Origin of the sequence: Halobacteriovorax sp. RT-2-6, from assembly GCF_047085025.1 — a bacterium.
Lineage (GTDB): Bacteria > Bdellovibrionota > Bacteriovoracia > Bacteriovoracales > Bacteriovoracaceae > Halobacteriovorax_A.
Genome location: NZ_JBKIYH010000002.1, coordinates 806509 through 818964, shown reverse-complemented (window position 1 = coordinate 818964; position 12456 = coordinate 806509). Strand labels below are relative to the sequence as shown.

The 12456-nt window shown below is 37.3% G+C and carries 14 protein-coding genes; 6 read left to right on the top strand and 8 right to left on the bottom strand.

Annotation, left to right across the window (positions count from 1 at the left end; translation table 11 throughout):
• The first annotated feature begins 14 nt into the window (after nucleotides 1-14).
• The 3 genes from rodA to ACMAYS_RS12420 all read left to right on the top strand — a co-directional run bounded on the left by rodA (nucleotide 15) and on the right by ACMAYS_RS12420 (nucleotide 2027).
• The gene (gene rodA / locus ACMAYS_RS12430) at nucleotides 15-1127 is read left to right on the top strand and encodes a rod shape-determining protein RodA (RefSeq protein WP_103217856.1); all 1113 of its coding nucleotides are present in this window, start codon (nucleotides 15-17) and stop codon (nucleotides 1125-1127) included.
• 64 nt (nucleotides 1128-1191) lie between these two features.
• A complete protein-coding gene (locus tag ACMAYS_RS12425; protein WP_103217857.1) occupies nucleotides 1192-1464 on the top strand; it encodes a hypothetical protein in 273 nt (90 codons plus the stop codon).
• 77 nt (nucleotides 1465-1541) lie between these two features.
• Nucleotides 1542-2027: a MarR family winged helix-turn-helix transcriptional regulator gene (locus ACMAYS_RS12420; RefSeq protein WP_103217858.1), complete on the top strand. Its 486-nt coding sequence runs from the start codon at nucleotides 1542-1544 to the stop codon at nucleotides 2025-2027.
• Between the two features lie 5 nt (nucleotides 2028-2032).
• Here the strand turns inward: ACMAYS_RS12420 and ACMAYS_RS12415 are convergent, their stop codons facing one another.
• The 7 genes from ACMAYS_RS12415 to ACMAYS_RS12385 form a co-directional block, all read right to left on the bottom strand.
• The gene (locus tag ACMAYS_RS12415; RefSeq protein WP_103217859.1) at nucleotides 2033-2539 is read right to left on the bottom strand and encodes a rhodanese-like domain-containing protein; all 507 of its coding nucleotides are present in this window, start codon (nucleotides 2537-2539) and stop codon (nucleotides 2033-2035) included.
• 67 nt (nucleotides 2540-2606) lie between these two features.
• Nucleotides 2607-3512 carry a hypothetical protein gene (locus tag ACMAYS_RS12410; RefSeq protein ID WP_392993328.1) on the bottom strand — a complete coding sequence of 302 codons (906 nt, stop codon included), beginning with the start codon at nucleotides 3510-3512 and terminating at the stop codon, nucleotides 2607-2609.
• Nucleotides 3505-4179, bottom strand: a complete 675-nt coding sequence (locus tag ACMAYS_RS12405; RefSeq protein ID WP_103217861.1) for a hypothetical protein — start codon at nucleotides 4177-4179, stop codon at nucleotides 3505-3507. Before ACMAYS_RS12405 ends, ACMAYS_RS12410 begins: the two co-directional genes overlap by 8 nt.
• Before the next feature lie 50 nt (nucleotides 4180-4229).
• The gene (locus ACMAYS_RS12400; protein ID WP_412463406.1) at nucleotides 4230-5543 is read right to left on the bottom strand and encodes an HD domain-containing protein; all 1314 of its coding nucleotides are present in this window, start codon (nucleotides 5541-5543) and stop codon (nucleotides 4230-4232) included.
• A 17-nt stretch (nucleotides 5544-5560) separates the two neighbouring features.
• Entirely contained in the window at nucleotides 5561-5803 is a 243-nt protein-coding gene (locus ACMAYS_RS12395; protein WP_103217863.1) for a glutaredoxin family protein, read from the bottom strand.
• Nucleotides 5804-5872: 69 nt separating this feature from the next.
• Complete coding sequence (locus ACMAYS_RS12390) at nucleotides 5873-6820, bottom strand: histone protein (protein WP_412463405.1); 948 nt, start codon at nucleotides 6818-6820, stop codon at nucleotides 5873-5875.
• 133 nt (nucleotides 6821-6953) lie between these two features.
• Complete coding sequence (locus ACMAYS_RS12385) at nucleotides 6954-9719, bottom strand: Tad domain-containing protein (protein ID WP_103217865.1); 2766 nt, start codon at nucleotides 9717-9719, stop codon at nucleotides 6954-6956.
• A gap of 389 nt (nucleotides 9720-10108) precedes the next feature.
• Here ACMAYS_RS12385 and ACMAYS_RS12380 point away from each other — a divergent pair, with 389 nt between their 5' ends.
• From ACMAYS_RS12380 to ACMAYS_RS12370, 3 genes are all read left to right on the top strand, one after another.
• A complete protein-coding gene (locus ACMAYS_RS12380) occupies nucleotides 10109-10531 on the top strand; it encodes a hypothetical protein (protein ID WP_103217866.1) in 423 nt (140 codons plus the stop codon).
• Between the two features lie 212 nt (nucleotides 10532-10743).
• Entirely contained in the window at nucleotides 10744-11217 is a 474-nt protein-coding gene (locus ACMAYS_RS12375; protein WP_103217867.1) for a single-stranded DNA-binding protein, read from the top strand.
• 130 nt (nucleotides 11218-11347) lie between these two features.
• Entirely contained in the window at nucleotides 11348-12049 is a 702-nt protein-coding gene (locus ACMAYS_RS12370) for an ankyrin repeat domain-containing protein (RefSeq protein ID WP_103217868.1), read from the top strand.
• Between the two features lie 58 nt (nucleotides 12050-12107).
• On the opposite strand, the gene secG is transcribed toward ACMAYS_RS12370, so the two are convergent.
• Nucleotides 12108-12449, bottom strand: coding sequence for a preprotein translocase subunit SecG (gene secG, locus ACMAYS_RS12365; RefSeq protein WP_103217869.1), 342 nt, complete (start codon nucleotides 12447-12449; stop codon nucleotides 12108-12110).
• Nucleotides 12450-12456 lie beyond the last annotated feature (7 nt).

Genomic DNA, 12456 nt, shown 5'->3' with positions numbered 1-12456 from the left:
AAAGTGAGAACTTAATGGATTTATCAAATATTAAAGAATTTTTTAAAAGATATGACTTCTCATTCTTTCTTTTGAGTTCAGTTATCTTTTTCTTCGGAATTCTTAATCTATATTCAGCAACACATGCGTCTGCCTCTACTGCACACGCTAATTTATTTAAAGTACAAATTGGATGGTATGCTCTTTCGATTGTAATTGCTTTCGTTATTAGTTTTATTAATCCACAAAACCTTTATCGTTTCGCATGGCCTATTTATCTATTTAATATTGTTCTACTAATATTGGTTATTGTTCTTGGTCATAAAGGAATGGGGGCAAGACGTTGGCTAATGATTGGGCCAATTAGATTCCAACCTTCAGAGTTAATGAAAATATCTGTTATTTTCGTACTCGCTAGATACTTTAGAAATTATGCTCCTGATAGTGAACTTGGACTCAAGGATTTAATTAAGCCTGCTATCTTGGCATTTATCCCGACGATCTTAATTGTAGTTCAACCGGACTTAGGAACAGGACTTCTTATTCTTCTTATTTTCTTTACGATGGTTTTCTTTAGAAAACTTAAGTGGAAGACACTTTTAATTCTCGCTCTTGTTGGTCTTGTCAGTGGTGGAGTGATGTATCAATTCGGTTTAAAGGAATATCAAAGAAATCGTATTAAAACCTTTATTAATCCAACTGCGGATGCAAAAGGGACTGGCTATAATGCTATTCAATCAAAGATTGCTATTGGGTCTGGAAAAATATTCGGGAAGGGACTTAGAAAGTCCTCACAGGCTTCCCTGAACTACTTACCTGAAAATCATACTGACTTTGTATTTTCTATTTATAATGAAGAGCATGGCTTCTTTGGAGCAATCTTATTAATTGGGTTATATCTTTTCTTGTTTTTTAGATTTGTGTGGCTCTCTGTCAACGTCAGTAGAATCTTTGAGTCCGTCACCATTATCGGGGTCATGAGTATATTCTTCTGGCACACCTTTATTAATATGGGAATGGTCATGGGGTTATTACCTGTTGTTGGTCTGCCTCTTCCTTTAATGTCTTATGGTGGTTCTTCACTTTTGACATTTGGGGTTTGTATTGGAGTAGCGACTTCTATTTCAAATACAAGACGCTTCTTTTAGAGGAGCGGGATTTTGGCATCGATAATGCATCTATATTAGTAAAACAACTTAATATGGAGCAAATATGCTAAAAAAGATGATCAATTTTTTAACACTTGTCTTAATACTATCCGCGCCACAGGCCTTTGGTGCTGGTTTCGATAGTGAGTTCGAGTTATTTGATCGCCTTAAAGAAGATATGTGGAATCTAGGTCTAGATTTCGAATATGTGCATACAACTGATATGAAAATTCCGAATACTGATGTCATCGATGGGGGAGCTCAAGGGAGCGAAGATCAAATTATCGTGAAATCAGTACCTTATGAGTTAATTCACCGTTTTGAGAGAACATTTTAAGATTTGATTAAAATAGTACTAATATTTGACTATGTCTTTTTTATCTCGCTACAATATTCGTGTTAGTGAGGTATGCAATGAAGCACGTATCTGCAATTGGAAGTTTACTGAAGAAGATCTATCGTATCTACAGTAATCACATTCTTAGTTATCTACAAGACAAAGGCTTTACAGACTTAAGGCCAAGCTTTCTTGAAATTCTAGTTTATATTTGTGAAAACGAAGGACCAACTATCAAGGAGATTGGATCTTCTTGTGGCCTAAAAAAACAAACAATGACAAGCCATCTAAATGAATTACAAAAGCGTGGCTATATCGTTCGTAAATCTTCAGAAGTTGATAAGCGTGAACAACGCGTTTACTTAACTGAATATGGTGAGAAGTTTAAGTTCTCTCTCTTTGATGTTCTTGAATTAATTGAAGGTAATTATTCGAGAAGAATTGGAGAGGTTGAGCTTGAAAGAATTCAGTCTACTCTTGAGAATATGCACAACAAATTAAGTAATGTTGAAAGGCAAACTCTAGAGTCGAGAATTCAACTCAACCTATCTCTCGATTTTTAAGAAGTTTAAGCTACTTTAACTACAACTGAACCTTGAGTTGCCGGCCAAAATTTATAGCCGCCGGAAACGTTATTTACGTTAAAGAAACCTTTCTTTACTAGCTTTTCGCATGCTTGTATTGATTTAAGTCCATCCTCACTAATCACTAGGATAGGTGTTGTCTTATTTGTAATCTCAACATAGCGGTGATCGAGTTCTTCATACGGAATATGAATAGCACCTTCAAGCTTTACAGGTTTTTCATAATCCTTAGGTGTGATATCTAAAATAATATAATCCATATCCTTATCTTCGTAGACATCAAAGGCTTTGCGAGGAGAAAGGTCATTATATGGAAGTCCCATTAAGATCATATTATCATCGATGAATTCACCATTTTTTACGCGAATTAAATGATTTCTTTGAAGTGAAACAGAGAAGTCGACCTTTTCGTCAATCTTAGCAAGGTTGCGTTCAATATTAGTTAGTCTAGTATTGATAAAATCTAGCATTTGAAAATATTTTAAATCCACGAAAATCCTCCTCGTTCCAATTTCTTATCGGCCAAATAAAAAGTGGAATGAAGGAATGTACCCTTATTTAGAAGAGAGGGTAAAAATTTCCGTAATAGATATTCCCAGTAATAACCGTTGTTAAGAAGCATGAAGTGAAGAGAATTGCACCTTCATAAATACCATAACCAAGTTCAACACTAAGGTTTGAATCGTCAGTATCATCCTTCTTAATCTGTAGATCATCTTGAATTGAGAAGACCCAAATAAGGCCTTTACGAATAATTGGAATGATAATAATAGAGAGTAGGATTTTTAAAATAACTTGAATCGTGTACCACTTAATATCTTGAAGAGAGTGATCAAGTGATGATGAAATAATCGTACAAAGCCCTAAAATAAATCCCATGTATGAGATGGCAACCGCCAAGCTTTTTTGCACAAGTAGTCTATTAAAAGAGAGCTTTGAAATAATCTGAAATGTCTTTGAACAGAATCCAATGAGAACTACAGCGAAGAGCCATAGAAAAAGCGTCATAATAAGAGAACTATTTGAAACCTTAATAACAGTTTTTAAAATATAGGCCAAAGAAATTGAGTGAGAAAAACATATAATAGCGTAAGCATAGTTTTTACGACGTAAAATTTCATCAGCATATTCAAAGTTATAAAGAACAATACTTTCTAAAATATACAGTGAAGCTAGGTAGAGTGCGATTACCATTATCGACTCTAAAAATAATTGTCCAAGTGCAAAGTACATTCCATCTGAAACATTTATTACAATATTCGAATAAATTATTCCGATTCCAATAATTCTTCCAAATAGGTGAATTGTATCAGTAGAGTTTTTTGATGGAGAGAATTTCTTTAGAATTTGATGCTTAATTGATGGAAAGAGAATTAAATGAGCTTGCTTATAAATATAAATAATAAAGCAAATAATTAGTGCAAAAATAATTCGAATAATTAATTTATCGTATAGCTCATTCATTCTTTTGTTCCCACTTAGGTAAACTTGTATATTTCTTAAGTATGTCTTTTAGTGTTGTTTTATTTTCACTTTTTTTCTTGAACGCATAGTGTGCCGTAGTCACTGTTCCGTTTGTCCCAAATTCATTGTTTAGGCCATAGAAAGGAGAGCTTGCCTTTTCTAAGACAATCATTCTGCGATAAAAGTCATATGTTGGAGTAAATTCACCCCAGTGAAAGATTTGAGGAAAGTTTTTGTAGGTGCGGTGAAAGCGCCATACTTTTTGTCCTGAATCAGATGTTCTCCATGTTCCATAAGCAGGGGAGCCGATATAGATTGAACCCGGAGGCATTGGGACTGTTGAGCTTTCATCATTTTCATATCTTCTAAATAAAGACATCCCAATATTATTTTGATTCTCCAAGAAGAACTCTCGAGAAATCCTGACGTTAATTCTTTGGGGTGCTTTGAAGGCATGAATGATTTGGTATCGATGGTGATAAGTCTTAATCAGAGCACCAGTAGAAAATTCTCTTTCAAGAATAACTGAAATTGGTGAGCCCTTAAATATATTTGCATACGCATTCGCATTAGGAACAAATATTGTTCTCTTCTCAGACGGAGAAAAACTCTTCGATATACCGAGATAAAGCAAAATTAATAGCACATAAAGTGAAAACTTATTCATATCTATTTATTATAGACGGGCCCCATGAGGCTAGTCCAAAGATTCAAAGATTAATTTGAAGAAATAATTTTATTAATTTCTGCTAAATTCTCTTTGCTTAGTTTGTCCATGTCACAATGAAGTCTATTAATTGCGTGAGACTTCGAAAATTTATGGAATAGATCAGTTGCTTCGTTAATATCGAAGTATTCAGTCTTTCCACCCATTTTTGAATTCCTTACAACTTTCATCGTGTATTGCCCCTTGTCCTTTGGTCTATCTGCTGCATAATACTTAGATAAACGTCCAGTTGAAGATGAGCGAATAACTTCCAGATTGATAGACTCTAGATAGGCTTGAACCTTCTCAAGAGTTGCCAATTGTGAAGAGTTGAAAGATTCAAAAATCTTTTCAGGCGTTTGATTGTTAACAATGGCCTTTGCGTAAGGATTATTTGAGTGTCTTAAAATCTTCATAAGGTGATAATCGTCGTGCTCAATATATTTTTCAATATCTGCCGGGATTAAATATTCATATGGAGAAGTTTTAAAATAGCGTTGTAAAAGTTTTTCAAGGCAAACTGCACGGTAGTGGAAGTAAACCATGATGAACATGTGGTAGCGACTTAGTAGGAAGTCATCAAAAGTAATAACTGCTCTTTCTGAAATACCAAGTGTAGCTTGGCCATCAATAATTGCAGGCTCAAGATTATCAAGAAGCCAGTCAAGATCGTAAGAACCATAACTAACTCCGCAGAAGTAACTATCTCTTAGAAGGTAGTCCATGCGGTCGCAGTCAAGTTCACTTGAAACTAATTGATGGAGAAGAGGGAAGTAGCTAATTCCATCGATTTTAAAATAATCGTGATCACTAGTTTCACCGCGAATTAAATCAGCAATATACTTTCTTTCAACTCCAAAGACTCTTTCAACTTCTTTTAGGCTATGAGCAAGGGAGCTATCTGCGATAGCTTTGATTGTATAATCTTCGTGAGTCGCTTGACGCTCACTATTTTTATCGCGATCAAGAAGATACTCTTGAGGAATTTTAAGATCAGTAAGCTTTGGCATTACGACTTCTGTCGAGTGACTTAAGGGCGCGTGGCCAATGTCATGCAGAAGGCAGGCAAGCTTGAAAGTTTCTTTAATCCTTAAGTGTTCTTTTGTGATGATTTGATTTTTGAAGAGACGGTCAAATGCCATTTCTCCAACTTTCATTACACCGATCGAGTGGATGAGGCGAGTATGAGTGGCACCTGGGAAAATATATTCAGAAAATCCAAGTTGCTTAATATTGCGAAGACGTTGGAAAAAGTCCGCGCGAATGATTGGCTCTTCTTCTTTAAGAATATGAATTGATCCGTGGACCGGGTCTCTTACTTCCATTAAAAATTCCTCAAAAATTAATTAATCTTATCTTTATTCGCAATCAGCCAATTAATGATATCTTGAGATTCGAACATCGGCTTATCATCGATATAGAGACATGGTACAGTTCTTCGTCCTGTAGTATTAATATGCCTTTCTAGGGCCGATGTGTCATTCATTATATCGCAATAAGTTAACTTAATCCCTAATTGATCAATAACATCCATAACGCGATGGCAAAATGGGCAGCCTGTATAGTAAAAAAATTCTAGTTTCATAATTTCGTTCCAAATAGAAAAAGCGGCAAAAGCCGCTTTTCTTATATTTATATTCGATATCAATAGATTTTAGTAAAAATCGTCCTCGTCTTCTTCCTCAGATGAGTCAAGGCCAAGTGCATATCTCTCATCTTCGTCAAGTTCTTCAGTAGAGATTTCTTCTTCTGGTGAGTCAAATGCATCGTTGTATCCCCAGCCAAAGCTAAGGTCATCTTTCTCATCTTGCTCATCATCAGGATTATACTCTTCTTGTAGGTTTGGTCCTGGCTCGTTGTAATCTTCCGCAGCTTCAAGTCCTACACTATCTTCAGTCTCTTCGATCGTTTCAAGCTTTGACTGTTCTGCCACTGCAAGCTTATCTTCTAATTCATATTCTTTTAGAGAGTCTGCTAATTGAGAATCAAGAGCATCTTTGTGCTTCTCTTTGTATTTTGCAATTGCTTCTTCGCGAGAAAGACCTTTGTTATCGGCAGATTTTTTTACAGTTTTCTTAGCGACTGTTTTGGCCGTTTTTGGAGCGGCTTTCTTTGTCGTTTTCTTTGCAGTTTTTTTTGCAACTTTCTTTGTTGCTTTCTTTGTTGCTTTCTTTGCAACTTTTTTTGCAACTTTCTTTGTTGCTTTCTTTACTGTTTTTTTGGCTACTTTCTTTGCTGCTTTCTTTGTCGCTTTTTTAGCCGCTTTTTTTGCAACTTTCTTTGTTGCCTTCTTTGCAGTTTTTTTAGCTACTTTTTTTGCAACTTTCTTCGTTGCCTTCTTTGCAGTTTTTTTAGCTACTTTTTTTGCAACTTTCTTCGTTGCTTTCTTTGCAGCTTTTTTTGCAACTTTCTTTGTTGCTTTCTTTGCAGTTTTTTTGGCTACTTTTTTTGCAGCTTTCTTAGTTGTTTTTTTAGTTACTTTCTTTGCCGCTTTCTTTGTTGCTTTTTTTGCAACTTTCTTCGTTGCTTTCTTTGCAGTTTTTTTGGCTACTTTTTTAGTTGCTTTCTTTGCAGTCTTTTTGGCTACTTTCTTCTTTGCCATATATACCTCGCGAAAAAGTTATAAATCGTCCTTAGTATATAAAAGAAATTAAAAATTTCGCAAGTTCTTTTTTATTTATAATGGCCCATTTAGGGCCATTTTAAAGGGGACTTGGTTAATTTAAGTAAAGTGATTAGAAGTATAAATTCGAACCAAATTCTTGCAGTTCAGTTCTTGGCAATGGGTTAGAAATGACATCTCCCGTGGCCTTAACATCTTCAGGGCTTCTTGGAGTTTCACCTTCTGGCGAGAAGCCTGCTTGAAACTCCATGTAATTTGATTCATTCTTCGCGTAACCTGACGCAGTATCTGTAATCGATGTTAGGCTAATAAGCTTTGTTGAATAGGCGTTACGGCGATGATTCTTATTTTTACTGGTGAATGGATTTACTGAACGTCCATTATTTTCCCCGCCATAATCTTTCCCAGGAGCATATGCCGTCCTTAGGGAGTTATTATTTAGTGACGGTGAAGGAGGGTTCGCTTCATTGTTCTGGCGGTAAGTCGTAATGTAGTAGAGGTTAGACTGTGTTTGTTGAGCCTTAGTGTTAATATACGTCTTCACGGCCCCTAATAGTGGGATCGTTTCACAGTTGTCTGGCTTTGCTTCTTCATCCTTTCCTAGAATGAAGTAAGTGAAGCGTGAGGCAATACTTTGTTTTTGGCACTGCGGAATCGGGAGGGCAACAGTAGTCGTTGTTGGGTCGCCATCAACATCTGGATCAAAGATTGCCTTTGAGGCTTCAATATAGGCCGTAGGATCTTGAGCACTAGTATTTCTTACTTTCGTTGCATAGAAATCCAGGGCCTTGCGATAAACGATAACAGCATCACTTAGAGTATCAATATAATCAGTTAGAACACCAGTCAGGGCCTCCCTGTCCTTATAAAGTAAAGTAGAGTGGAAGAGTGGTGCAAAGTAACCAATAGTTTTAGCCGCTGGATCAATATAGCGCACTGATGGAAAGTGATCGGCCGTCATATCTGTTTCTAAGCTGTTAACTGTTGGAACTAAGTAATTGAGAACATCATAATTTGTCGGAGCACGAACATTTTGAAAAGCTTCGATAAGATTTTGTGCTGTCACCCCGGCTTGATTTACCGTGTAGTTCGGAATATTTGCCCTTAAATCAACAAATTGCTTTGTTGTGAAAAGCCCTGCTTTCTCGCCAGTGATATTACTTGGGTTAGGATTGTAGGCAAGGGTTGGAAGGTCTGATTCCGAAGTCGTTTGCGAATTCAAATTATAGATCATATTCGGTATCGTAAATTTCACATCAACATTTGATGGAATCCCACCAATTGCAGCAGTTGTGTCAGCAGCATCTAGAAAAAAGTCTGAGGTTGCCGGTAGTGGTAGGCCCTGAATTTTTACACCATCAGTAGGGTCATCTGTTGTTCTTGGGTCACCAGTTGTTGTAAAGCCCATAATGAAGTTAGCACTTCTTGAACCAGAGGCATTTGCAATACGCGCTGAATTTGAACTCGATTCAGCATAATCTTTTCCAACTGTTGGTGAAACGAGGGCCGGCCCAATACGGCCACCAAAAGGCTTTGCTGCCGCATATGCTGCCATATCGATAAAGCCATTATTTTCTAGGAACGAAAATGGATTAAGTAAACCAAGGTACTTAGCTTTGGCCTTAACTGCATAATATGTCACAACTTTTGGATTCTTATAGAAGCCTAGAATATAGCCAGGTACAGGTAGTGAAGTCTTTGTCGATGCACATGACGCTTCTGCAGCTGTTCCACTTGAATCAGGAACAGCAATCGTTGAAATCCCTTCAGTTGTAGGAGCAAAAGTTGTAAAGAACGTCGTGAAATTCATAATCATCGGTACAAGATCAAGATAGCGCTTTGATGAAGCAACTAGTTCACCGCCGTTATAACTGGCATCTTGTGGGATTAGGAAACTAGATAAAGATTGTGGTGAAGGTGTGAACGTCTTTGGAGCTAATTCATAAAGCACTAAAGACTTTGCAAATGCACCGTCGAATGTTGTTTTAAAAATTCCACCACCAAGAGTTTTTGCCGCGGCCATATAGGCTTTCAGTGGTCGATCGTTAATTGGAATTCCTGTCGATTGATTCTCCATAAATAGTTGCTCAGGGTTAACGCAACCAGTGGCAGAACCACCACCACAAATTCCTTGTGTAATAGGTGGGCGGTTTACGATCATCTCAAGATTTCTAATTCTAAGAGCAAGCTCCATTGATTCAATCCACGCACCTGTTCGATCTGCTGCTGCAATAGGAACATCATTTTGTGAAACACCGGCTGCAAAAGCGTAATTCTTTGCGGCCGAAAAGTTATAAGTTGAACGAACCATACAGTTCTTTGCTTTTAAATTAACAAAGGCATCCATTGTTCTTTCAAATTCTTCACTAACATCTGGAATCCCTGCGACGTGAAAGCGAGGAAGACCAGGGATTTGATAAATTGTACAAAGGTTTTCGTTATTACCAGAGCCAAAGTGAAGACAAATTGAGGGAACGTTGTAATGGTCACCCTTAACACCACTACTAAAGTCAGAACCACTTTCATCAAAGCGCTTCAAGGCAAAGTTCATTGTTGTTGTTGAGTTAGCATGAGTGTTCTCATTCGCAAGTTGGCCAAGAACGTAGTACTTAAACATCCACTCTTTATAAGTATTTCTCATCTCCCAATTAAGGTGAGCAATATTTGTTAGTTGTCTAGCTTGAGAAGCGGCTCCCGACCAGGCAGCAGTATCAACTGCATTTTGCAGATTGATCTTGGCCTTTACGAAGAGTCCAACATTCACCACGAATGCGATGAATGAGAAGATTGCCACAAGTGTAACTCCAAAGAAGATACTAATTTGGCCTTTCGTGTTCTTAACTAATTTTTTCGAATGTGAATGTTGTGGTTGTGTCATAATGCCTTATTTTTCCGGTAACTTAATGCTACCGAAAGTGGCATTTATGCGTCAATTGATATGAACACTTTCTATTTCTAGTTAGTTGCACCGAGTTAAGTTGGCATTGAACTTGTAATAGAAATAGGTACCAAGGATATGGTGCCTAATCCCTGGAGTAGAACGTTTGTGCAGGCAAGGCTAACCACCTTAACCATGGCCTTTCGGTCATCTTTAAGTACTTGTTTTTGTGAGTACTTATCTCTACCAGGCTTATGGTCTTGTTCGAATCACGGATGAATAAGAACAGGGCCTGGTACCTTTTTTACCTGCTTAATTCTCAGCGACTAAATTGGTAAAATTAAGGAGTCGAAGTATGTTTACTTTGTCGATGCTTAGGAGGGCGATAATTGAAGACATTGAATTCATTTAATCCATTAGAGACGCGTACTTACAAATTTAAGAAAGCGCATATTGAATTCTTCTGTCCTCTTTGTCGCACTCAAAGGGCAGTTGTCACAAACCCTCACATGAATGCAAAAAACTACCTTCAGGTATTCATGCTTACAGTTGCAACAACTGGTGTACTTTATCCATTTATTAGCTTTGCAGGAATCTTTTCTTTCTTTCTATTCTGGGCAGGCTTTGAAGCAGCGCTTAGACTAAACTTCAAAAAAGAAATTCCATGTCCTCACTGTGGCTTTGATGCTGCTTGGTACAAGAAGGATGTGCGTATCGCGAAATCAAAAGTAAAAGAGTTTTGGCAGACTAGAGGTGGCCATGCTCAAATTGCTCCAGAGAATGTTGAGCAAGCTTTTGCAGACATGTATTAAAAAAATTTAGAACCTTCAATTTTTAATGAATATCATTTCAAGCTCTTGACGCAAGTTGTCCTTTTTTTTGTATTTGCATAGCTATTTATGACTTCTCGATAGGGGAAAGTCGTATTATTGTAGTAATGTATTCAGGTAATACTCAACCTTGCGGTTATAGCTGAATTCTTAAGTATTGTTTCAGCTATACGCGAAGAAAATTGGAGGAACAAATGAGTGTAAACAAGGTTATTTTAGTAGGACGTTTAGGACAAGATCCAGAACTTAAGTACACACCATCTGGGATGGCTGTATGTAACTTCTCACTAGCAACAGGTGAGTCTTGGACAGATAAGAACGGACAAAAACAAGAAAGAACTGAATGGCACAGAGTTGTTGTTTGGGGAAAACTTGCTGAATTATGTGGTCAATACCTAGCAAAAGGTCGTCAAGCTTACTTAGAAGGTCAACTTCAAACAAGATCTTGGGAAGACAAAGACGGTAACAAGAGATACACAACAGAAATCAATGCTAGAACAATTCAATTCCTTGGTGGAGCAGCTCCATCTGCTGGTCAAGGTGCTTCAATGGGTCAGTCTAATAACAACAACTCATTTAACCAAGAAATGCCTCAGCACGATGATATGAACCAAGGTTACGATATTTCATCGAACGCTTCATTCACAGCTGATGACATCCCATTCTAGAGATTAATTTAAATTTCTATATATGACTAAGGCCTGCTTTTGTGGGCCTTATTTATTTCTAAATACCTGAATTTTAAAGTAAACATAGAACGACTAAAGAAATCTTAACTTCGTGGCGATAAGTGAGTTGATGAGTCAGTTAAGATTTTTAACATTTCTAGTTATTCTTGCTTCATGTGGTTCTTTTGAGCAGCATGGGGGCCTTCTTCCTCTAAGCAAAGTTGAAAGTAATGAGATGCTTTTAACTGAAAGTGAGGAAGCTGAGTATCGTTACCTTGCAGACCTTTATGGGATCTCTGAAGAGAAACTTGATATCAAGGGGGACACTCCTAAGCGAGTTGTGCAAACAGAGAAAGACTGGCAACTTGAAGATATTAATCTTAATGAAATTGAAAATAGCTCATTTGTTATTAGCGACTACGAAGTAAGCTTTGTTGAAGATAAGTTTAAAAATGAAGCTCAACTAGTTGCAGAGGCCAAGGCCGCTGAAGCTGCTAAAAAAAGAAAGTCACGTGGAATTGCTTCTGTTCCAGAGGTAAGCTTAGTTCACAAGAAGAGAAGGCCAGCTTCACTCTTTGCTATGGCAAAGAAATCAACACCTGAATCAATTCGTTACTATATTGCTAAAAAAGGCGCTGATGTAAATGAGAAGAATAAGAGAGGTGATACTCCACTTCACATTGCTATCAAGAATAAGCGCTTCGATAATGTCCGTGCTTTATTAGGAATGAAGGCCGATCCAAATATTCCAGATGCGAACGGGAAGACTGTTGCCCAATATGCACAAGAGTTAGGAATAGAATCAATTTTAAAATTAATGAAGAAGAAATAAAAAAAGCTCCCTTCGGGAGCTTTTTTTTATTTTGTATATTCTTAGAATTTCTTTGAATTTATTTTGCAGCAGGAGCTGTTTCTTCAGTCGCTGGAGCAGTTTGTGCTGGAGCTGTTGTATCAGAGTTAAGTGGAGCTGCGATTGGCGCTGCACTATCAAGTAGTGATTTAGACTCTTTACCAGATTGAATCTTAGCAAGAAGAATACAGTTACCTAGGAAAAGAACAGTAAGTACAACTGTAATTTTACTTAGGATATTTCCTTGTTGGCTACCTGTGAATACGGCTTCTGAAGCACCACCTAGAAGACCTGCTTCCGCACCCTTACCAAATTGTAGAAGAACTACGATGATTAGAAGTACTGAAACAACACCGTGAAAAATCATTAAACCAGTAACCATAATTTAT